The organism is Lysobacter sp. 22409 (assembly GCF_052045105.1).
Classification (GTDB): Bacteria; Pseudomonadota; Gammaproteobacteria; order Xanthomonadales; family Xanthomonadaceae; genus Lysobacter; species Lysobacter antibioticus_B.
Map to the genome: position 1 here is coordinate 158664 of NZ_JBQEOE010000002.1, position 20676 is coordinate 179339.

A 20676-nucleotide genomic window follows, 5' to 3' on the forward strand; every position below is an offset into this window, starting at 1 on the left:
CGGACCCCATCGTCCGCGGCTCAGTTGTCTTTGGGTTCGTCGTCTTTGGCTTCGTCGTCGGCGCACTGGTCGTCGGTCGGCACCTTCTGCCCGGCCTTGGCCTCGTGCAAGGTCAGATAGGGTTTGTAGTCGCTGCCGAACTTCCGGTACCAGACCACCGTAGCCTTATCGCGCACGAGATAGGCCGAAGCCTCGCCATAGCTCGGGCAGGCTGGCGTGCCGGTGTCGCTGCAGAACTGCAGGAACAACTTGTCGTCGCGCAGCTCGCCCTTGAGCTTGCCGCTGTCGCCGCCGACGCGGGTGCCGTCGTCCCAGCTGCCGGTATAGGACTGGCCAGAACCGGCCAGGTCCAGGTTGGCGGTGTGGTTCCAGCCGCAGCTCTGCTGATAGCTCCACTGGCCATCGAAACGCACCCCGGCCGAAGCGCAGGAACACAACAATAAGGTCAGCAACGCCGCGGCGGCGCGATTACATCCTGTAAGCATGACGGACTCCAGACGGACCATGCGCAGCGATTTAGCACGCGCCCTGGCTTTAGTAAACCGATTCCCGGGCCCAGGTCCGGTTACGGGGCGATAGAGCATCAAAGCGCGATCAGCCGCGGCGGACCGACAGCGCGATCAGAGTCTGCGCGATCCAATAGGTCGCCAACACCACGGCCGAGGCGGCCGCGAACGGCGCGGCGAAGCGGTCGATCGCCAGGGTCGCGTCGGAGGCGACGAAGAACGCCCCGCCCAAGGCAGCCAAGGCGGTCGCCCGCGAGGCGCGGTGGCGCCATGCCGCGGCGGCCTGCGCCGCCATCGCCGCGAGCACCACCACGTAGACGATCACCGGGACCCGCAGTTCCCCCGGCAGATGCGGCCATAGCACCGACAGCACCGCCGCGGCCAGCGCGGCATACGCCGGAAACGGCCAGACCGCGGCGAACCAGGGCGCGCGCCGGGTCAGGCCGATCAGGTACGCGATATGGGCGCACAGAAAACTGCCGAGCCCGAACACGAACCAGTCGCCCGGCAACATCAGGAACACGTCGCCCAGGGTCGACAACAGCAGGCCGATCAGGATCGCGCGCCGGTAGCCGGTACCGGCGTCGACTTCGGGTTCCCCCTCGCCGCCGCGACGCAGCAGCATCGCCACGATCAACAGCGTGGTCAGCGGCTTGAATACATAGTGCAACCACGGCGACAGATAACTGCCGGCGATCGCCAGCGCTGCCGACAGCGCGATCGCTGCGAGCCACGGGTTTCGATGCGAAGACGAGGTCGTTGCGATGCGGTTTTTCATGCCGACGCCACTGTCTCACGATCCTTGTGCAGCGAACCGGGACCGGCGTCGATCAAGGCTTCGATCTCTCGGCGCAGACGCGCCTCATGGGCCCGCAGCCTGGGCTCGATCGCGCCTTCGGCGTACCGGCGCGACACGACCAGTTGCTTGCGAGCCGTCTCCCGGTCGCCGCGCAAGGCCGCGGCCAAGGCACGCAGGCGCGGCAGCACATGCGGCACGTACCAGAGCACCGGCGTGCGCGGATCGACCAAGTCGATGATCGCGGCATCGCGCTCGGTCCAGGCCTGCAGATAGCGCCCCTCGATCTTGCACAACTCCATCGCGGCGAAGTTCTGCGCCTGCAATGTTTCGTCGTAAGTGTCGAAACGCGCCTGCATCTGCGCCAACAACCGCCTCGCTGTCTCTGCCCCACCACGTTGCAGCGCGTGTTGGAAGCAGAACCAATCGTGGACCAGCGGCACCGGCTCTGGTTCCGCGATCAAACGCCCCAACAACTCTTCGGGCAGTTGTTCGTGTGGTTCGCTATGCAAAAGCCACCTATGGATCTCATAGGAGGCCGCACCGGCCAGTTGCTCGTGACGGTTGCGCCAGGCCTGCAGAAAAAGCAGGCCGTCGTTGGCGGATCCATCAGTCGCTCGCGGTAACAGATTGCTCAAGCCTGTCGAAAGATTCAGGAAGGCGAACAGTTCCCAAAGCTTCTGGGAAGTCGGGGATTCAGAACCGAACGCGATCGCCAGGCCGGCGCCCGCCATTAGCAGATTCGCGAGCGGGCCACCGAGTGCCTGCACAAGCAGTGCTCGACGTGGATCGCACCCAGGTTGGGCGTACGCCTCGACCAAACCGCGAATACTGCTGTTACCAGTACAGGGACGGCGGCGAAGACGCAGGCCGCGCCGCCTCGGCTGGATCTCCAGAGAACCGACGATCACCCGCACCGTGGTCATGCCGAACAGATGCGCAGACAACCAATGTCCGCCTTCGTGAATCGCCAGCGTGAGCCATAGCACCGGCACGACCGTGGCGATCAGCAAAAGGGGGCCATACCGGTTGTACTGGGCATCCGTATTGACCAAGAGCACAACGAAGCCGCACCAGGTCAGCACGGTCAGCAGAGTGTTCAACTTGCCGAAGAACCTCTGCCACCGCGGCGACAAATCCCAGGCGACGGGCGCCGCCCGGGTCGGTGCAAGCTCATCGTCGGCGGGCGCGTCCATGCGTTCGCTCCGGGCTCGGCGACCGGCTTACGGGCCGCAACCGTTGAGTTTGAGCTTCTGGCCCGGCTTGACCATATAACGCGGGGCCTTGATGCCGTTGGCCTTGGCGAGTTGCTTGGTGTCGCACTGGAACTTCTGCGCGACGTCGGTCAGGGTTTCGCCGCGCTGGACGCGGTAGTCGCGCGGCGTCGCCGGCTTCTTCTTCGCCGGCGCTTGCGGCGAGGCCAGGCCGGCCAGTTCGCCGGCGGCGATGGTGCTCGGCAGGGTGCCGTCGACGGCGCCGTCGGAAGACGGCAACACCGTGAGCGGGCCGGTGCGGACGATGGCGTTGCTGGCATCGCTCATCACCAGGGTATGGGCGAGTTCGGCGCGCTTGCCCTGGGTGCACCAGCGGTTGTACAGGCCGACCATCTTGACCGTGGCGTTGAGGCTGGTGCCGGCCGCCAGATAGCTGCTGGGCTGGTAACGCGGGTTGAGGTTGCGCAGCGCGCGCATATAGCCCTCGCGGGTGCCGCCGTTGCCCAGGCAGATGGTCAGCTCGTAGATCGAAGTGGCCTTGCTCAGGCGCAGCGGCGCCGGCTTGGCGTCGATGCGCGGGAAACGCAGGCCGTATTCGCGCGGATGCAGGTACAACCAGGCCGCCGCGATCACCATCGGCACGTAGTCGCGGGTCTCGGCCGGGAACTGGTTATAGACCGACTCGTCCCAGAAATTGCGTCCGCCGCTGGCGTTGTTGATGCGCAGCGCGCGGCCTTCGCCGCCGTTGTAGGCCGCCAGCGACATCTCGATGCTGTTGTTGAGCTGGCCCAGGCGCTCGTTCAAATACGAAGCGGCGGCCTCGGAGGACGCGCGCGGGTCGTAGCGGGTGTCGAAACCGCTGCCGTCGTCGCCGAGCCCGAAGCGCTTGCCGGTGGCGAACATGAACTGCAAGGGACCGGCGGCGCCGGCGCGCGAGGTCACGTGGACCTTGCCGTTGGACTCCTTGGCCATGATCCCGAACAGCAGCGCTTCCGGCAGGCCGGCGCGCTCGAACTGCGGCCACATCACCTGGCGCATGTACTGATAGTTTTCGTGGGTCTGGATCAGCGAACCGCGCATGTCGGTGAGCCAGCGGCGGATGCCGGCCTGCACCGCGGGGTTGTACTGGACCATCTTGACGAAGCGCTGGCCGTCGTCGCTGAGCAGCGCGGCCGCGCGCGCGGCTTCCGGCACGTCGGCGCCGAGCCCTTCGCTGTCGAGCGTGCCGCCCTCGTCGAGTTCTTCGTCGCCGCCGGCAACGGAGGCATCGGCGTTGGCCTTGAGCAGGCGCTTGTAGCCGGCGAGCATCGTGGTCAGCTGGCAACCCTTCTGCTTCATGCAGGCCGCGATCACGTCCTCCATGTCCTCGAGCGCGGCATCGCTCTCGCGGCGCCCGGCCGGGTCGGCGTTGCGGATCTTGACCAGGGCCGACTGATAGCGGGCCTCGCCGGACTGCATGCGCTGGGTCAGGGCATCGACGGCGGCCTGGTCGCGCTTGGACAGCGCGGCGGCATCGGGCGAAAGACAGGACAGCGCGAGCGCGGCGGCGAACGGCGCGAGGGCGCCCGGGATGCGGAGGGAAGCAGGCATGTGGCGGGCAGCAGGTCCTTGTTGCGGGGGCCCAGGGTAACGGCGGGGTCCGGGCGCGGCAAGAAAACACGACGTTGCCGGCTTTTCCGTGTTTGCCGGGTTCATTCCGGCGCCCTCTGCGGCGAATCGCGACCCCGGTCGCGCCGGCGCATGAGCCCGACCGGATCACAGTTCACGAACCTCACGACGCTGCCGCTAGAATCGGCCCTTCGCTTTCTCTTCATGGATCACGGACGCGGATATGGCTTCGACCCCCGGCGCAACCCAGAACGACATCCTGATCGGCAAGGCCGTGACCACCCCCGACAGCGGCCAGGTGTTCCTGCACACCAAGCTCGGCAACCGCCACGGCCTGGTCGCCGGCGCCACCGGCACCGGCAAGACCGTCACCCTGATGACGCTGGCCGAAGGCTTCTCGCGCCAGGGCGTGCCGGTGTTCCTCGCCGACGTGAAGGGCGACGTCGCCGGCCTGGCCATGCCCGGCACCCTCAACGACAAGCTGCAGGCGCGCCTGGGCGAGATCGGCATCGCCGACTTCGCCCCCGCCGGCAACCCGGCGGTGTTCTGGGACCTGTTCGGCAAGCTCGGCCATCCGGTGCGCACCACCGTCAGCGAAATGGGCCCGACCCTGCTCGCGCGCATCCTCGAACTCAACGACACCCAGTCCGGCGTGCTCGACATCGTGTTCAAGCTCGCCGACGACCGCGGCCTGCTGCTGCTCGACCTGGAAGACCTGCGCGCCCTGCTCGGCCTGGTCGCCGACGAGCGCAAGGACATCTCGACCAGCTACGGCCTGGTCAGCACCCAGTCGGTCGGCGCGATCCAGCGCTCGCTGCTGCGCCTGGAACAGGAGGGCGGCGCGCATTTCTTCGGCGAGCCGGCGCTGGAGCTGAACGACCTGATGCGCACCACCAGCGACGGCCGCGGCGTCATCAACATCCTCGCCGCCGATTCGCTGATCCTCAAGCCGCGCCTGTATTCGAGCTTCCTGCTGTGGCTGCTGTCGGAGCTGTTCGAGCAACTGCCCGAAGTCGGCGACCTCGACCGGCCCAAGCTGGTGTTCGTGTTCGACGAGGCCCACCTGCTGTTCGACGACGCGCCGCCGGCGCTGCAGCAGCGCGTCGAACAGGTCGTGCGCATCATCCGCTCCAAGGGCGTCGGCGTGTATTTCTGCTCGCAGTTTCCCGACGACATCCCCGACAACATCCTCGGCCAACTCGGCAACCGCGTGCAGCACGCGCTGCGCGCCTTCACCCCGCGCGACCAGAAGGCGGTCAAGACCGCGGCCGAAACCTTCGTGCCCAATCCGGCGCTGAAGGTCGCCGAGGTGATCTCCCAGCTCGGCACCGGCGAGGCGCTGGTCTCGACCCTGCAGGACAAGGGCGTGCCGATGCCGGTCGAACGCACTCTGGTGGCGCCGCCGCGCTGCCGCATGGGCGCGATCACCGAGGCCGAACGCGCGCAATTGCGTGCGAGCAGCCCGATCGGGCCGAAGTACGACAACTCGATCGACCGCGAATCGGCCGCGGAAATGCTGGCCAAGCGCGCCGAAACCGCCGCCGTGCAGGCCGACGCCCCCGCCGCTAAGACCCGCGAGCAGGACGACCAGGAGGAAGGCGGCATCGGCCAGTCGATCAAGGACGCGGTGTTCGGCACCAAGCGCCGCCAGGGCATGGTCGAGACCATGGCCAAACAGACCGCGCGCACGGTCGGCAACCAGATCGGCCGGCAGATCCTGCGCGGCCTGCTCGGCGGCATCTTCGGCGGCAAGCGCTAGCCGTACGGCACGGCCCGACGCGACCGCGCTGCGCGGCCGCTTGGGCAGGCCGCGCCCCGGTTTCCCTGCTCTTCGCAGCACTCGCTACTCGCAGCACCCGCCCTCGGTTTCATCGATCGTTTCCACCATCCCGACCAGGAGTCGCTCATGACCAAGCAATCGCTCGCTCTCGCCTGCCTCGCCGCGCTCGCCCTGAGCGCATGCAATAAACCCGCCGAAGCGCCGACCGCTCCGGCCGATGCGCCCAAGGCCGCCGAAGCCGCACCGGCAGCCCCCGCGCCCGAACCGATTCCGGCCGAAGCGCCGAAGACCGGCTTCGACGTGGCCGCCTTCGCCGGCAGCTTCAGCGGCACCCTGCCCTGCGCCGATTGCGCCGGCATCGACACCAAGGTCGAATTCAAGAGCGACGGCACCTACGCCATCGAAGAGACCTACCAGGGCAAGAAGGACGGCAACGCCAAGGGCGACGGCACCTGGACCGCCGAGGAAGAAGGCAAGCGCCTGCGCCTGGACCCGAACAGCAAGAGCGACCAGGACCGTCTGTTCGAAGTCGTCTCCAAGGAAGAGATCCGCCTGCTCGACCAGGAAGGCAAGGCGATCGACTCGCAGCTCAACTACAACCTCAAGCGCGTCAGCGCGGCGCAGTAAGCGAGCACCCATGGCCCGCTGGCGCCCTCCTGCCGAACACAGCACCGCGCTGATCACGCGCGAGGGCCACGCGCGCCTGAAGCACGAACTCGACGACCTGTGGCGCGTGCGCCGCCCGGAAGTCGTCAAAGCCCTGGCCGCCGCGGCGGCCGAGGGCGATCGCTCGGAAAACGCCGAATACATCTACCGCAAGAAGCAGCTCGGCGAGATCGACCGGCGCGTGCGCTACCTCAGCAAGCGCCTGCCGCTGCTGCATGTCATCGAGACCACGCCGAGCGACCCGCGCTCGGTGTTCTTCGGCGCCTGGGTCGAGGTCGAGAACGTCGCCAACGGCGAACTGGCGCGTTATCGCATCGTCGGCCCGGACGAGACCGACGCCAAGCTCGGCCACATCAGCATCGACTCGCCGCTGGCGCGGGCCATGCTCAAGCGCCGCATCGACGACGAATTCGAGGCGATGCTGCCGGCCGGCCCGCAACGTTACGCGATCGTCGAGGTCGCCTATCGGCCGCCCGCCGACGAGTGAGCGGCCGATGACGGACGAGGTCAGCCTGCGGATCGCCACGGCGGCGGACGCCGAAGCCATCAGCGCCCTGGTCCTGGCGTCGGCGCAACGCTGGATCTTTCCGCTTTGCGATGCCGACGGCCGCGCCATTCTGGCCGCCTCGATGGGCGCCGAAGCCACCCGCGAACGCCTGCTCGCCGGGCATGCCTACCTCGTCGCCGAAGCCGAAGGCCGCATCGTCGGCGTGGCCGCGCTGCGCTTGCCGGCGCATCTCTATAACCTGTTCGTCGACGATCGCTTCCAACGCCGCGGCATCGCGCGTCGGCTCTGGTCCGGTCTGCGCGCGCATCCCTTATTGAAGGACGCCTGGCCCACGCAGGTCACCGTCAACGCTTCGCGCCACTCCGTCGGCGTCTATCTGCGCCTGGGCTTCGAGGCTCAGGGCGAGGAGCAGGCGCGCGGCGGCATACCGTCGACGCCGATGCTGTGGCGGGCGCCGCAGGCCTGATCGGGTCCACGCTGCGACCGCGCCGACGTTCGGCGCAGATCGGCAAGTACGGCGACTCCTTCCCAGGCCGTCTTACAAAGACTCCAGCAGCGAATCCGGATTCGGCGTGGTTTCCATGTACAGCGGCTTGCTCGGTCGCTTGTCGCGCTTGGCCGGCGCGTAATCGATGGCCTGATCGCCCTGGCCCGAGTCGTTGACTTCGCCGCGTTCGACGATGCGGTCGCCGGTCAGCAGATTCCAACTCAGCTTGACCGTGCCGTGGCTGTTGGTGCGGCTGTAGCGCTCGGCGTCCAGGCCGATCAGGCGCATGCGTTCGGCCTTGGAATCGTAACGGTAACGGTAGGTCGACTGGGTCGCAGTGGTACCGCCGGTCAGGTCTTCGATCACCAGCACGCCCTTGCGGATCGACAGGCCGACATCGCCGAGCGGATAGGGATCGAGTTGCAGCGTGCCGACCGGCTGATGGCCGAAATCGACCTCGCTGCGATACGCCAGCCAGACCATCAGGCTGCGTTGGTCCTCGCCGCGGCCGACGAAGACCGTGTCGATGTCGCCGTCGCCGTTGAGGTCGCCGTCGATGCGCTTTTCCAGTCGGTTGCCGCCGTCGAGCATGCTGGCGACTTGTTCGGCGCTCATCGCAGGGATCGGCCCGGGTTGCGCCGATAGCGGCGCAGCGATCAGCAACGTCGCTGCGAACAAACACAAAATCGGTTTCATCGCGTTCTCCCCTAAGCCGCGCAGGCCGGCGCCCGAATATCCGGGCCGACGATTCATCTGACGCCCAATCTAACGCGTCCAGGCCACGGCGGTGGCGGCTCGCGGTCCATCCATCCCGACCCGGCTGCCCAAAACGACGACGGCCCTCGCCTGAGCGAGAGCCGTCGATGCGACGGATCGGTTTGCAGCCCCGCCCTCAGCCACGCGACTGCCTGCGCAGGCCGAAGAACTGCAGTTCGGCGAAGATCGCGACCACCGCCGCCTGCGCCAGCACGTAGGCCATGCCCAGGGTGTTCGGCGCGATCGCGCCTTCGACCAGCACCAAGATCGAGGCTGCGACCCAGGCCAGGTTGATCCCGATCACCGTCCACGCCATCGGCGGCGAGACCGCCTTGCGGGTCAGCATCCAGCCGAGCAAGGCGGTCCAGGCGAGCAAGATCAGGCCGCTGCGCTGCAGCCAACCCGCCTCGATGGCCAGCAAGCCGGACAAGGGTCCGGCCGCGGCGAGTTGCAAGGCACCGACGGCACCGGAAATAACGGCGTCGGCGACCAGCGCACGACGTAACAAAGAAGAAGGACGAGCTTGAACGGCGATGGCCATGGTCGACTCCTGAAGGCTTGCGGTTGAAGGGCGTGTGGATCTCGGAAGCCATCACACCGCCGCGGCGGCCGCGGGTCGATTACCTGCCAGGTAATGCCGCCGACCGAGGCCTCGGGCTATGGTGAGCGCATGAACGATCTCCGCCCCGTGGGCGAGCTGCTGCGCAATTGGCGCCAGCGTCGCCGCCTGACCCAGTTCGACCTGGCCGAAATGGCCGAGGTCTCGACCCGCCACGTCAGCTTCATCGAGACCGGTCGCTCGCTGCCGAGCCGAGCCTTGCTGCTGCGCCTGGCCGACCGCCTCGACGTGCCCCTGCGCGAAAGGAACCTGTTGATGACCGCCGCCGGTCTCGCGCCGATGTACGCCGAGCGCTCGCTCGACGACCCCGCCCTGCGCGAGGCGCACGCCGCCATCGAGATGGTGCTGTACGGGCACGAGCCGCATCCCGCGCTGGCGGTCGACCGGCACTGGAACCTGATCATGCACAACCGCGCGGTCGCGCCGCTGCTCGCCGGCATCCCCGATTTCCTGCTCGCGCGGCCGTCGAACGTATTGCGGGTGAGCCTGCACCCCGAAGGCCTGGCGCCGCGCATCATCAATCTGGGCGAATGGCGCGCGCACTTGCTGCACCGCCTGCGCCACCTGGCCGACACCACCCGCGATCCGTTCCTGTCGACGCTGTACGACGAACTGGTCGCCTACCCCTGCGACGATCCTTACGACGAAACCGAACTGACCGCCTCGGCCCACGTCGCGGTGCCGTTCCGGGTGCGCAGCGAGTTCGGCGACCTCGCCTTCATCAGCACCATCACCGTGTTCGGCACTCCGCTCGAAGTCACCCTGTCGGAGCTGGCGATCGAATCCTTCTTCCCCGCCGACGCCGCCACCGCGCAGGCGATGCGCGCCTTCGGCGCCAGCCTGGAGCCGGCGCAGTTCGCCGGGCATTGATCCTCGCCGCCGGCTGACCGCTCGTCGGCGCCCAGGCCAAAATTATACCAATCGGTTGACAATCGCCCCGGCGAAACGGATATTCAACCGCATGGTTGACTATCGCTCCGCACGGCTCGACGCCGTATTTCATGCCCTCGCCGATCCGACCCGGCGGGCGATGCTGCATCGCCTGGCCGAACGCGAGCACAGCGTCGGCGAACTCGCCGAGCCCTATCGCATGACCCTGGCCGCGGCCTCCAAGCACATCAAGGCGCTGGAACGCGCCGGCCTGGTCCGTCGCACCGTGCTCGGCCGCACCCATGTCTGCCGCCTCGAAGCCGGGCCGCTGCACGGCGGCTTCGAGTGGCTGCGTCATTACGAGCGCTATTGGAACCAACGCCTCGACAGCCTCGAAGCGCTGCTGCACGCCGAGGACGAAGCCCAGGTCCGCCCGCGTCAACCGGACGCATCGAAACGGGCTGCGCCCAAAGAGAAACCGAGAGCGAAACCGCCTGCGGCCGAGCACAAGACCGCCGCTCCGCGGCGCAAACCCCGCGCCTGAGCGCGCATCACCCAGGCCGCGTTCGCGGCCTCAGGAGACCGCCATGAACCCGCCCCCGACTCACGACGACTACGGCACCGTCACCGCCGCCGACACGGTGCGCATCGAACGCCTGCTGCCCGGCCCGATCGATCGGGTCTGGGCCTATCTGACCGAATCCGACAAACGCCGCCGCTGGCTTGCCGCCGGCGACATGGAGCTGCGCCTCGGCGGTGCGGTCGAACTGGTCTTCAACAACGACCGGCTCACCCGCGACGACGACCCGCCGCCGGCGAAGTACGCCCAGTACGGCGGCGAGCACCGCGAACACGGCCAGATCACTGCGTTCGACCCGCCGCATCTGCTCAGCTACACCTGGAGCGACGTGCCGCCCTCGGAGGTGCGCTTCGAACTCGCCGAAGAAGGCGAGCGCGTGCGCCTGGTCGTGACCCATAGTCGCCTGGCCGATCGCGCCATGATGATCAGCGTCGCCGGCGGCTGGCACACCCATCTCGGCATCCTGGTCGCCCTGCTTTCGGGCGAACAGCCGCAAGGCTTCTGGCGCACCCACACCCGGGTCGAGGCCGAGTACGAACGGCGCATCCCCTCGGCGTGAGCGAACGGCATCCCACCGGATTCGCCGACAGCGGCTAAGCTTGGCGTCCTGTCGGCGAAAACTCAGAGGTCGCGCGTGTCCATCGGTCGTTCCACATCCTCCTCGTCCGCTAACGTGGCCCCCTCGCGCCTGCACCGTTGGGCGCGCGCCCTGCCGCTGGCCTTGGCCCTGGTTTCGACCGCCGTCGCCGTGAGCGCCTGCCGCAAGCCGGCGTCGCAGGAAGAAGCGGCGGCGAAGGTCTTCAGCGGCCGCATCGCCCAGTTCCAGACCATCGACGAACGCGTCGGCACCGGCGAGGTCGCCCAGTCCGGCCAGGACGTGATCGTCCACTACACCGGCTGGCTGTACGACGAGAAGGCCGCCGACAAACACGGCACTAAATTCGACAGCTCGCTCGACCGCGGCAAGCCCTTCGACTTCTTGCTCGGCGCCGGCCGCGTGATCCGCGGCTGGGACGACGGCGTCGCCGGCATGCGCGTGGGCGGCAAGCGCATTCTGATGGTGCCGCCGGAAATGGGCTACGGCCGCGAAGGCGCCGGCGGCGGAGTGATCCCGCCGGATGCCTCCTTGGTGTTCGAGGTGGAGTTGTTGCGGGTGGAGAAGCACTGAGGCGCGTAGCGCGGTTGCGGTTGCTGCCGTTGCTTTTGCCGTTTCCGTTTCCGTTTCCGTTTCCGTTTCCGTTTCCGTTGCCGTTGCCGTTGCCGTTGCCGTTGCCGTTGCCGTTGCCGTTGCCGAGATTTTGATCTGTTTTGCCGCTTTGCTGCTTTGCCGGTCAACAGTAGACCCGGAGGGCGCCGCACAGGACGTGCGGCGTTTTCCGATAAGACAGGGATGTCTTATCGGAAAATCCCGGCGCTAGCTGCGAACTCGTGGCCTGTGCCCTTGCAAGGAGAGCCCTTTTCTTTGGTTACCTTTCTTTTGGGCTTAGCAAAAGAAAGTAACCCGGCCGCGTAGCGGGCGGAAGCTCTGCACTTGCTTATGACTTTCATACAAGCAAGATCAAACGCCAAAAGCTTCCGCCACTAAAGCGGCGGGTTACTTTCTTTTGTGATAAGCAACAAAAGAAAGGTAACCAAAGAAAAATGCTTTTCTGTGAATCAAGGGCCCGCACGAGCGGTGCCTCCGCGGGGATTTTTCATACGGGACATCCCTGTCCCGATGAAAAACGGCGCGCATCCCTGCGCGCCGCCCTCCGGGTCTTCGATTGCCTTCGCGAGTGCCAAGCGACGCACAGCTACAGCAAGCGCAAGAACAAGAACAAGAACAAGAACAACGACGCTACCAGGGTAGGAGCGCGGCGTCTGCAAGGCGCGTGGTCGCGACTTGCGTCGCTCCTACCCCGCGATAGTTAACAGCTCCGATCAATCTCGAAGGCGCCCCGACGTCTGCGCATCCCGCGGTCGCGACTTGCGTCGCTCCTACACCGCGATAGTTAACAGCTCCGATCAATCTCGAAGGCGCTCCGACGTCTGCGCATCCCGCGGTCGCGACTTACGTCGCTCCTACCGTCGATCTACACCGCACGACATACCTCGGCGGCGATTTCGAACGAACGCAAGCGCGCCGCATGGTCGTAGATGTTCGCGGTCAGCATCAATTCGTCCGGCCGATGCCGTTCGATGAAGGCGGCGATGCCCTCGCGCACCTCACCGGCATCGCCGACCACGGCGCAGGCCAGGGCCTGGGCGACACCGGCTTTTTCGATCGGGGTCCAGAAGGTTTCGATGTCGTCGATCGGCGGCGGGATCAAACCCGGGCGGCCGCGGCGCAGGTTGACGAAGGCTTGTTGCTGGGTGGTGAACAAACGCTTGGCCGCGGCGCTGTCGTCGGCAGCGACTACGTTCAAGGCCAGCATCGCGTGCGGGCGCTGCAGCCGCGACGACGGCTGGAAGTCGCGGCGGTACAGGCTCAGGGCTTCGTCCATCGCATCCGGGGCGAAGTGCGAAGCGAAGGCGAACGGCAGACCCAGCGCGGCCGACAGGCGCGCGCTGAACAAACTCGATCCCAACAGCCACACCGGCACCTCAAGGCCGGCGCCGGGCACGGCGCGCACCGCTTGCCCGGGTTGCACCGGTTCGAAGTAATGCAGCAATTCACTGACGTCCTGCGGAAAGCTGTCGGCGCCGTCGTAATAGCGACGCAGCGCGCGCGCAGTCGCATGGTCGGTGCCGGGCGCGCGTCCCAGGCCGAGGTCGATGCGGTCCGGGTACAGCGAAGCCAAGGTGCCGAACTGTTCGGCGACCTGCAGCGGCGCGTGGTTCGGCAGCATGATGCCGCCGGCGCCCACTCGAATGGTCGAGGTGCCGCCGGCGATATGGCCGATCAGCACCGCAGTCGCGGCGCTGGCGATGCCCGGCATGTTGTGGTGTTCGGCGAGCCAATAGCGGTTATAGCCCAGGCGCTCGGCATGTCGGGCCAGGTCGAGGCTGTTGGCGAAGGCCTGGCGGGTGTCGCTGCCTTCGGTGACGGGCGCCAGGTCGAGTACGGAAAACGGCAGCATGCGGTCGCGCTCGGAACGTAGTTGCCTTCGATCTGGGGGCGATGCGGGGCGAATTCAGCGCTGCCCCGCTTGGATCGGACGCGATGCTGTGTTGCGTAGGCGACGCTGACATGGCGGTGACGACGTGTCGATGTCGGGGCGCTGGGCTTCGGCCCTCACTTCAACCCCACCCGGCCCGAACACAGAACGTTCCGGACGCTGCGAGCCTATCGCTCACAAGCGGCGCTCCCTCCCCACGTGCATGGAGAGGGGCCCGGAAAACCGACGAGGCGTTTGCAGCGATGGCTCAACGCCTATCGCTCATGCCTTCAGAACAGATCGAAGCGCAGCCCTTCGCGCTCGTTGTCCCAGACCGTGCAGAACACCCACCAGCGCCCCTGTTCGTGGCAGAGCTGGATGCTGTTGGCGCCGCGCTTGAGCACGGTCGTCGAGTCCGGCGTCGGCCGCGCCTCGTACTTGCTCCAGATATGGGCGATCTGGCCGAAGCGTTCGATCCGCTGGTCGGTCTCGACTTCGTGGAAGTCGTTGCCGGCGAAGAAGGCCTCGACGTCGGCGATGTAGCTGTCGACGTCGAACACCGCCGCGCGGGTCGTACCGTCGGCCTCGACCACGGTGCGCAGGCTCAGCGCGCGCGGGTGCTGCAGGTAACGGAAGCGCGCCCAGTCGCGCGGCGTGCCGGCCGGGCCGGAAATGCATTCGTAGACGGCCCGGACCAGGCGTCCGGCGTCCTGGGTGTCTGCATGCCAATGGGCGGGTACGGCGTCGGTGCGGTCGTTCATGGCGAGTCGGTTTCCTTGCGACGGGGACGAAGACGACGGCGCAGCGGCGCTCACCAGGGCACGGGCCAACCGGCGAGCGGTGCGATCAAGTAGTAGAGCCCTGCCAGGACCAGCAGCCACATCGCCGACTTCAGCAGGAAGCCGACCAGCTTGAAGGCCAGGTACAGCCCCAACGCCACCATCACGATCGCCACGATGTCCATGCCAGCTCCCACAGTGCAAAACGGCCCCGAGCTTAAGCGTTCGGGGACGAGGCGACCAAGTGCCGGGGGTACCGCCTGCGCGGGGTGGGTCCTTGGCCGCCGTCGCAAGCGGCGATACCCAAGGCGTTAAAAAATCCTTAGGATTCCGACGAACGGCAGGAACGTTTTTCTAACATTCCGGTCTAGGCCATCGATCGATCACGCAGTGCCGCGCGCAAGCGCCCGGCGCGGTCGGGAAAGGGACGAACACGGGGACCGGCCAGGCAACGGATCGCACTGGCCCGGCACTAGCCACAGCACCACGGATTGGAACACCCGCAATGCAAAACACCGACTCGCCGTCGCAACCGGCTCCCACCGCGGAGGCCGGCGACGCCGGCCGCGCCACACCCTGGGCGCGGGCTTCGCGCTCCCTGTTCGGCCAGGTCGACTGGGTCCCTCCGGCCTGGCTCGCGGCCGTGCTCGCCCGGGTGCGGCAACGCCCCAGGCTGTACCTGCGCAGCGTGCTCGGCCTGATCCTGGTCGGCACGCTCGGCTATTGGCTTGCCACCCGGCCCAAGCCGATCGTTCCCGGTGCGCTGGACGTCGAAGTCCACACCCCGGCACTGACCGACTACACGCGCGCGCCGGCCGAAGTCGACAGCCTGCGCCTGACCTTCTCCGACACGGCTGCACCCATCAAGCAAGTCGGCCTGGCGCCGGCCGGCGTGACCCTAAGCCCCGAACTCAAGGGCGCATGGCGCTGGGAAGACGACAAGACCCTGGTGTTCAAGCCCTCGGCCGACTGGCCGGTCAAGACCCGCTATACGGTCGAACTCGATCCCAAGCTCAGCCTCGCCCCCAAGGTGGTGCTGCAGGAGTATCAGTTCGAGTTCGAGACCGCGCCGTTCACCGCGCAGATCGCCAGCAGCGAGTTCTACCAGGACCCGCAAGACCCCGCGCTCAAGAAAGGCGTGTACGAACTCAAGTTCTCGCACCCGGTCGATGCCGCCCAGCTCGAACGCCGCATCGTCCTCAAGCTCGCCGACGGCGCCGGCACCGCGTTGGCGGCGCCGAAGTACACGGTCAACTACGACGAAAAGGGCCGGCTCAAAGCCTGGATCCATTCGCAGCCGCTGACCCTGCCGGAGAACGGCGGCAGCCTCAAGCTCGAACTCGCCGCCGGCATCGTCAGCACCCTGGGCGGCAGCGGCAGCGCCGAGGCGCTCAACGCCACCGTCGCCCTGCCCTCGCTGTACAGCGTCAACGTCACCGACGTCGCCGCCGCGCTGGTCGACAACGAGCGCTTCGAGCCCGAACAAGTGCTGGTGCTGAGCTTCAACAACGCCATGCGCGACAGCGAAGTCGCCGGCGCCGTGCGCGCCTGGCTGCTGCCGGTCAAGGACCCGCGCCGCCCCGCCGCGCAACAGAGCGGCGCCTACACTTGGAGCCGCGACGACGTCGACGAGGCGGTGCTCAAGCACGCCACGCCGCTGCCGCTGAGCGCGGTGCCGACCGAACGCGAATACGTCGAGACCCACAGCTTGAAGTTCCAGGCCCCGCCCGGCCGCCGTATCTATGTGCGCGTCGACAAGGGCCTGAAGGCCTTCGGCGGTTTCATGCTCGGCGCGCCCCACACCACGGTCGCCACCGTGCCCGACTACCCGAAACTGTTGCGCTTCGTCGGCGAAGGCGCGTTGCTGTCGCTGCGCGGCGAGCGCCGGATCAGCCTGGTCTCGCGCAACGTCGCCGGCGCGCGTCTGGAAATCGCTCGCGTGCTGCCTGAGCAAATCCAGCACCTGGTCTTCAACAACGAAGGCAGCTACGCCAAACCCAGCTTCTACAACCTGTCCGCCGACAGCCTGGTCGAGCGCGAGGAAAAACGCCTGACCCTGCCGGCCGAAAATCCGGCCAAGGCCCATTACGAAGGCGTCGACCTCGGCCAATACCTCAAGCCCGGCCGCCGCGGCGTGTTCCTGCTGAGCCTGCGCACGCTCGACGAAGACGACAAGAAACGCAGCGCCGAGGAAACCCTGGCCGACGATGCCGGCAGCGAAGAGGACAGCCGCCTGGTGGTGCTCACCGACCTGGGCATGGCGGTCAAGCAGGCACTCGACGGCCGCCGCGACGTGTTCGTGCAATCGCTGTCGAACGGCGCGCCGGTCGCCGGCGCGCGCGTGCGCGCGGTCGCCCGCAACGGCGAAACCCTGGTCGAAGCCGAGACCGACGCCAGCGGCCGCGCCCAGTTGCCCTCGCTGAAAGGCTTCAAGCGCGAGAAGCAGCCGACCATGCTGACCGTGAGCCAGGGCGAGGATTATTCGTTCCTGCCGATCGGCGACCACGACCGCACCCTGGACTATTCGCGTTTCGACATCGGCGGCGAGCCCAACGACCTGGAGGCCGGCGCACTCAACGCCTTCCTGTTCTCCGACCGCGGCCTGTACCGGCCCGGCGACACCGTCAACATCGGCATGATCGTGCGCGCCGCCGACTGGAAGCGCGCCCTGACCGGTCTGCCGCTGGAATGGGAGTTCACCGATCCGCGCGGCACCGTCGCCAAGCGCGAGCGACTCAAGCTCAGCGCCAGCGGTTTCGAGAGCGCCAGCTTCACCCCGAGCGACAGCGCGCCGAGCGGTACCTGGCAGGTGCAGTTGTTCCTGCTCGGCCGCGACGACAAGCGCACCACCATCGGCTCGACCTCGGTGCAGGTGCGCGAGTTCGCCCCCGACACCATGCGGGTCAAGGCCAAGCTGTCGGCGGAGAACCCCAATGGCTGGATCAAGCCCGAACAGCTCGCCGCCCAGGTCGATGCCGAGAACCTGTTCGGCACGCCCGCGCAGCAGCGCCGCGTCGAAGGCACGATGGTGCTGCGCCCGGCCTTCCCGAGCTTCCCGGCCTATCCGGGCTATCAGTTCTTCGACCCGCAACGCGCCAAGGAAGGCTACGACGAATCGCTCAGCGACCAGACCACCAACGCCGAAGGCCGGGCCGAGTTCAAGCTCGATCTGACCAAGTACGAGCGCGCGACCTATCAGCTGAGCTTCCTCGCCCGGGCCTTCGAACCCGGCAGCGGCCGCAACGTCGCCGCCCAGACCAGCGCCCTGGTGTCGAGCAACGATCACCTGGTCGGCATCAAGTCGCAGGACGACCTGAACTACATCCAGCGCGGCGCCAAGCGCGCCTTGCAATTGCTGGCCATCGGCCAGGACGGCAAGCCGAAGACGGTCGCCGGCCTGCGCGCGGTGGTGGTCGAGAAGCGCTACGTATCGGTGCTGACCAAGCAGGATTCGGGGCTGTACCGCTACGTTTCGCACGAACGCCGCTTCGACCGCCGCGACCAGGCCTTGGCCCTGGCCGGCGGCCGCGAGAACGTGTCGCTGACCACCGACCAACCCGGCGACTTCGTGCTTGAGGTGCGCGCCGCCGACGGCAAGGTGCTCAACCAGATCGGCTACCAGATCGCCGGCGCCGCCAACCTGTCGCGTTCGCTCGAACGCAATGCCGAGCTGAGCCTCAATCTGTCCAAGCCCAGCTACAAGCCCGGCGAGACCATCGAGATCAGCGTGCGCGCGCCCTACGCCGGCAGCGGCCTGATCACGCTGGAGCGCGATCGCGTCTACGCCCACGCCTGGTTCCGCGCCGACAGCAACGCCAGCGTGCAGAAGATCGTCGTGCCCGCCGATTTCGAGGGCAACGGCTACGTCAACGTGCAGTTCCTGCGCGACCCGAACTCGGACGAGATCTATATGAGTCCGCTGTCCTACGGCGTGGCGCCGTTCGCGGTCGACCGCAGCGCGCGTACCCAGCCGATCAAGGTCAGCCTGCCGCGGGTGACCAAGCCGGGCACGCCGATGACCGCCGATGTGGTCACCCAAGGCAAGGCGCGGGTGGTCCTGTTCGCGGTCGACGAAGGCATCCTGCAGGTCGCGCGCTACCGCGTCGGCGACCCGCTCGATCATTTCTTCCGCAAGAAGATGCTACAGGTCGACACCGCCCAGATCCTCGACCTGTTGCTGCCCGAGTTCAGCCGCATCGCCGGCCAGGCCGCGCCGGGCGGCGACGGCGAAGGCGGTATGGCCAAGCACCTCAATCCGTTCAAGCGCAAATCCGAGAAACCTGCGGTGTGGTGGTCGGGCATCGTCGATGTCGACGGCCAACACCAGTTCAAGTTCACCCTGCCCGATCATTTCAACGGCCAGGTGCGGGTGGTCGCGGTGGCGGTGACGCCGGAGCGGGTCGGCGTGTTCCAGACCGAAGCGCTGGTGCGCGGCGATTTCGTGTTGACGCCGACGGTGCCGACGCACGTCGCGCCCGGCGACGAGTTCGACCTGCCGGTCGGCGTCGCCAACACCATCGAAGGCGCCAAGGCGGCAGCCAAGGTCGCCGTGAATCTGCAACTGCCGCCGTCGCTGACCCTGGTCGGCGCGGCGCCGGCGCCGGTGTCGATCGCCCCGCGCGGCGAAACCACGCTGCGCTTCCGGGTTCGCGCCGGGCAGGCGCTGGGTGCGGTGCCGGTCGCGATCCAGGCGAGCTCGGGTGCGTTCAAGGCGCAGCGGCGCATCGAGCTGTCCTTGCGTCCGGCCGTGGTCGCACGCCAGGACCTGATCGCCGGGCGCGCCACCCAGCGCACCGTCATCCAACCCTTGCGCAGGATGTACGACCAGCGCGCGACCCGGCAGCTGTCGGCCTCGGTCTCGCCCTTGGTCGCGCTCGACGGGCTCACCGCCTATCTGAGCGATTACCCGCACCAGTGCACCGAACAACTGCTGAGCGGCGCCTTCCCGGCGTTGGTGCTGCAATCGCACCCCGAGCTCGGCAAGGTGGTCGGCCCGGGTGCGGGCCAGCCGAAGCACAACATCGTCGACGTGTTGCGTTCGCGCCAGAACAGCGAAGGCGGCATGGGTCTGTGGACGGCGACGCCGCAGGCCGATGCCTTCGTCACCGCCTATGCCGCCCTGTACCTGATCGAAGCGCGCGAACGCGGCCAGCCGATCCCCGAGGATCTGCTCAAATCGCTCAACGGCTATCTGGAGTCATTGGCCGCCGACCGCTCCGGCAACGACCTGGCGACACTGCGCAGCCGCGCCTTCGCGGTGTATCTGCTCGTCCGCCAGGGCCGCACCGCCAGCAATCTGCTCAGTTCGGTGCACGAGCAGATCAAGCGCGACCAGCCCAAGACCTGGGAGAACGACAGCGCCGGCCTGTTGATCGCGGCGAGTTATCAGCTGTTGCAGCAGGACAAGGCGGCGCGGCCGCTGGCGGTTAAAGCTTTCACCCGCGCCAACCGCAGCGCCGGCGCAGCGCCGGGCCCCTACGCGTATTACTACGACGGCGGCATCGACCAGGCCTGGACGGTCTACCTGCTCAACCGTCACTTCGCCGCGCTGGCCAAGGACCAGCTCAAGCCGGTGGCGTTGGAACGCTTGCTCGACCCGCTGCGCAACAACAGCTACAACACGCTGTCCTCGGCGCTGACCGTGCTGGCGATGGACGCCTACGCCAACGCGCAACCGGCGCAGGCGACACCGGTGCTGGAAGCGGCCGGCAAGGACGGCAAGTCGCGACGCATCGGCAGCAGCCAGGGCTTGATCGCCCGCGGCGCCTTCACCGGTGGCGACCTGCGCCTGTGGGTGGCGCCGGCCGGCCCGGTCCCGGCCTGGTACCTGGTCAACCAAAGCGGTTACGACCGCGCCGCGCCGAAGGCGGTGCAGGATCGCGGCCTGGAAGTGGTCCGCGATTATCTCGACGCCGCCGGCAAGCCGATCACCGCGCTCAAGCAGGGTCAGGAAATCACCGTGCGCCTGCGCGTGCGTGCGCTCGGTGCGCCGGCCCGCGGCAACATCGCCATCGTCGACTTGTTGCCGGGCGGTTTCGAACCGGTGATGCAGTACGCGGCCGCGTCGGTGACCGACGAAGCGGCATCGAGCGACGAGGGTTCGGAAGGCTGCGAGGAGGAATGCGAAGACGGCGGCGAAGAAGACGGCCAGCCTTCGCGCGACGGCGGCGAGCAGAACGCGGCGCCGCAGCAGACCCTCGCCCTGCCCGGCTCGAGCTTCCTGCCCGACCACGTCGAACAACGCGAAGACCGCATCGTGCTGTACGGGGGCGTCGGCTCGGAGGTCGTCGAGTTCCGCTACAGCGTGCGCGCCAACAACACCGGCAAATTCATCGTGCCGCCGGTATACGCCGAGTCGATGTACGAACGCTCGGTGTATGCGCAGGGCGGCCCCGCCGGTCAGCTGCAGGTCGACGCGCCCAAGCCATGA

At 67.4% G+C, this 20676-nt stretch carries 17 protein-coding genes and 1 pseudogene; 9 read left to right on the plus strand and 9 right to left on the minus strand.

Going from position 1 to position 20676, the window contains the following annotated elements; all coding sequences use genetic code 11:
• Nucleotides 1–20: 20 nt before the first annotated feature.
• The 4 genes from ACTJJK_RS01765 to ACTJJK_RS01780 form a co-directional block, all read right to left on the minus strand.
• A complete protein-coding gene (locus ACTJJK_RS01765; protein ID WP_152566101.1) occupies nt 21–485 on the minus strand; it encodes a hypothetical protein in 465 nt (154 codons plus the stop codon).
• Between the two features lie 109 nt (nt 486–594).
• On the minus strand, nt 595–1284 hold the full coding sequence (locus ACTJJK_RS01770; RefSeq protein WP_440729298.1) for a lysoplasmalogenase: 690 nt from the start codon (nt 1282–1284) through the stop codon (nt 595–597).
• On the minus strand, nt 1281–2498 hold the full coding sequence (locus tag ACTJJK_RS01775) for a M50 family metallopeptidase (protein ID WP_223620071.1): 1218 nt from the start codon (nt 2496–2498) through the stop codon (nt 1281–1283). The genes ACTJJK_RS01770 and ACTJJK_RS01775 overlap by 4 nt, the downstream gene beginning before the upstream one ends.
• Nucleotides 2499–2525: 27 nt before the next feature.
• Entirely contained in the window at nt 2526–4106 is a 1581-nt protein-coding gene (locus ACTJJK_RS01780; RefSeq protein WP_440729299.1) for a transglycosylase SLT domain-containing protein, read from the minus strand.
• Between the two features lie 241 nt (nt 4107–4347).
• Here ACTJJK_RS01780 and ACTJJK_RS01785 point away from each other — a divergent pair, with 241 nt between their 5' ends.
• The 4 genes from ACTJJK_RS01785 to ACTJJK_RS01800 all read left to right on the plus strand — a co-directional run bounded on the left by ACTJJK_RS01785 (nt 4348) and on the right by ACTJJK_RS01800 (nt 7544).
• A complete protein-coding gene (locus ACTJJK_RS01785) occupies nt 4348–5883 on the plus strand; it encodes a helicase HerA-like domain-containing protein (protein ID WP_036148070.1) in 1536 nt (511 codons plus the stop codon).
• A 147-nt stretch (nt 5884–6030) separates the two neighbouring features.
• Nucleotides 6031–6531 (plus strand): copper resistance protein NlpE, encoded by a 501-nt coding sequence (locus ACTJJK_RS01790; RefSeq protein WP_081930633.1) that lies wholly within the window; start codon nt 6031–6033, stop codon nt 6529–6531.
• A gap of 10 nt (nt 6532–6541) precedes the next feature.
• Nucleotides 6542–7057 carry a transcription elongation factor GreB gene (gene greB, locus ACTJJK_RS01795; protein WP_031370909.1) on the plus strand — a complete coding sequence of 172 codons (516 nt, stop codon included), beginning with the start codon at nt 6542–6544 and terminating at the stop codon, nt 7055–7057.
• 7 nt (nt 7058–7064) lie between these two features.
• Entirely contained in the window at nt 7065–7544 is a 480-nt protein-coding gene (locus ACTJJK_RS01800; protein ID WP_440729300.1) for a GNAT family N-acetyltransferase, read from the plus strand.
• A gap of 72 nt (nt 7545–7616) precedes the next feature.
• Here the strand turns inward: ACTJJK_RS01800 and ACTJJK_RS01805 are convergent, their stop codons facing one another.
• Together ACTJJK_RS01805 and ACTJJK_RS01810 are read right to left on the minus strand one after the other, a co-directional pair.
• A complete protein-coding gene (locus ACTJJK_RS01805) occupies nt 7617–8261 on the minus strand; it encodes a hypothetical protein (protein WP_440729301.1) in 645 nt (214 codons plus the stop codon).
• 196 nt (nt 8262–8457) lie between these two features.
• Nucleotides 8458–8862, minus strand: a complete 405-nt coding sequence (locus ACTJJK_RS01810; protein ID WP_440729302.1) for a hypothetical protein — start codon at nt 8860–8862, stop codon at nt 8458–8460.
• Nucleotides 8863–8991: 129 nt separating this feature from the next.
• Between ACTJJK_RS01810 and ACTJJK_RS01815 the strand changes: the two genes are divergently transcribed.
• The 4 genes and pseudogenes from ACTJJK_RS01815 to ACTJJK_RS01830 all read left to right on the plus strand — a co-directional run.
• A complete protein-coding gene (locus tag ACTJJK_RS01815; protein WP_440729303.1) occupies nt 8992–9810 on the plus strand; it encodes a helix-turn-helix domain-containing protein in 819 nt (272 codons plus the stop codon).
• Nucleotides 9811–9901: 91 nt separating this feature from the next.
• The gene (locus tag ACTJJK_RS01820; protein WP_440729304.1) at nt 9902–10354 is read left to right on the plus strand and encodes an ArsR/SmtB family transcription factor; all 453 of its coding nucleotides are present in this window, start codon (nt 9902–9904) and stop codon (nt 10352–10354) included.
• A gap of 43 nt (nt 10355–10397) precedes the next feature.
• Entirely contained in the window at nt 10398–10949 is a 552-nt protein-coding gene (locus ACTJJK_RS01825) for an SRPBCC family protein (protein ID WP_440729305.1), read from the plus strand.
• Nucleotides 10950–11195: 246 nt separating this feature from the next.
• Nucleotides 11196–11558, plus strand: a pseudogene (locus ACTJJK_RS01830) (FKBP-type peptidyl-prolyl cis-trans isomerase); the annotation flags it as partial.
• Nucleotides 11559–12462: 904 nt separating this feature from the next.
• On the opposite strand, the gene ACTJJK_RS01835 reads toward ACTJJK_RS01830, so the two are convergent.
• From ACTJJK_RS01835 to ACTJJK_RS01845, 3 genes are all read right to left on the minus strand, one after another.
• Nucleotides 12463–13449 (minus strand): LLM class flavin-dependent oxidoreductase, encoded by a 987-nt coding sequence (locus tag ACTJJK_RS01835; RefSeq protein ID WP_031373203.1) that lies wholly within the window; start codon nt 13447–13449, stop codon nt 12463–12465.
• Nucleotides 13450–13757: 308 nt separating this feature from the next.
• The gene (locus tag ACTJJK_RS01840) at nt 13758–14228 is read right to left on the minus strand and encodes a hypothetical protein (protein ID WP_051885236.1); all 471 of its coding nucleotides are present in this window, start codon (nt 14226–14228) and stop codon (nt 13758–13760) included.
• A gap of 50 nt (nt 14229–14278) precedes the next feature.
• Nucleotides 14279–14431, minus strand: coding sequence for a hypothetical protein (locus tag ACTJJK_RS01845; protein WP_161786141.1), 153 nt, complete (start codon nt 14429–14431; stop codon nt 14279–14281).
• A gap of 320 nt (nt 14432–14751) precedes the next feature.
• Between ACTJJK_RS01845 and ACTJJK_RS01850 the strand changes: the two genes are divergently transcribed.
• Nucleotides 14752–20676: an MG2 domain-containing protein gene (locus ACTJJK_RS01850; RefSeq protein ID WP_440729306.1), complete on the plus strand. Its 5925-nt coding sequence runs from the start codon at nt 14752–14754 to the stop codon at nt 20674–20676.

Excerpts from the sequence above, each read along its gene's own strand:
- ACTJJK_RS01765 (WP_152566101.1), bottom strand. The coding sequence starts at position 485 with ATGCTTACAGGATGTAATCGCGCCGCCGCGGCGTTGCTGACCTTATTG.
- ACTJJK_RS01770 (WP_440729298.1), bottom strand. The coding sequence starts at position 1,284 with ATGAAAAACCGCATCGCAACGACCTCGTCTTCGCATCGAAACCCGTGG.
- ACTJJK_RS01775 (WP_223620071.1), bottom strand. The coding sequence starts at position 2,498 with ATGGACGCGCCCGCCGACGATGAGCTTGCACCGACCCGGGCGGCGCCC.
- ACTJJK_RS01780 (WP_440729299.1), bottom strand. The coding sequence starts at position 4,106 with ATGCCTGCTTCCCTCCGCATCCCGGGCGCCCTCGCGCCGTTCGCCGCC.
- ACTJJK_RS01785 (WP_036148070.1), top strand. The coding sequence starts at position 4,348 with ATGGCTTCGACCCCCGGCGCAACCCAGAACGACATCCTGATCGGCAAG.
- ACTJJK_RS01790 (WP_081930633.1), top strand. The coding sequence starts at position 6,031 with ATGACCAAGCAATCGCTCGCTCTCGCCTGCCTCGCCGCGCTCGCCCTG.
- greB (WP_031370909.1), top strand. The coding sequence starts at position 6,542 with ATGGCCCGCTGGCGCCCTCCTGCCGAACACAGCACCGCGCTGATCACG.
- ACTJJK_RS01800 (WP_440729300.1), top strand. The coding sequence starts at position 7,065 with ATGACGGACGAGGTCAGCCTGCGGATCGCCACGGCGGCGGACGCCGAA.
- ACTJJK_RS01805 (WP_440729301.1), bottom strand. The coding sequence starts at position 8,261 with ATGAAACCGATTTTGTGTTTGTTCGCAGCGACGTTGCTGATCGCTGCG.
- ACTJJK_RS01810 (WP_440729302.1), bottom strand. The coding sequence starts at position 8,862 with ATGGCCATCGCCGTTCAAGCTCGTCCTTCTTCTTTGTTACGTCGTGCG.
- ACTJJK_RS01815 (WP_440729303.1), top strand. The coding sequence starts at position 8,992 with ATGAACGATCTCCGCCCCGTGGGCGAGCTGCTGCGCAATTGGCGCCAG.
- ACTJJK_RS01820 (WP_440729304.1), top strand. The coding sequence starts at position 9,902 with ATGGTTGACTATCGCTCCGCACGGCTCGACGCCGTATTTCATGCCCTC.
- ACTJJK_RS01825 (WP_440729305.1), top strand. The coding sequence starts at position 10,398 with ATGAACCCGCCCCCGACTCACGACGACTACGGCACCGTCACCGCCGCC.
- ACTJJK_RS01835 (WP_031373203.1), bottom strand. The coding sequence starts at position 13,449 with ATGCTGCCGTTTTCCGTACTCGACCTGGCGCCCGTCACCGAAGGCAGC.
- ACTJJK_RS01840 (WP_051885236.1), bottom strand. The coding sequence starts at position 14,228 with ATGAACGACCGCACCGACGCCGTACCCGCCCATTGGCATGCAGACACC.
- ACTJJK_RS01845 (WP_161786141.1), bottom strand. The coding sequence starts at position 14,431 with ATGGACATCGTGGCGATCGTGATGGTGGCGTTGGGGCTGTACCTGGCC.
- ACTJJK_RS01850 (WP_440729306.1), top strand. The coding sequence starts at position 14,752 with ATGCAAAACACCGACTCGCCGTCGCAACCGGCTCCCACCGCGGAGGCC.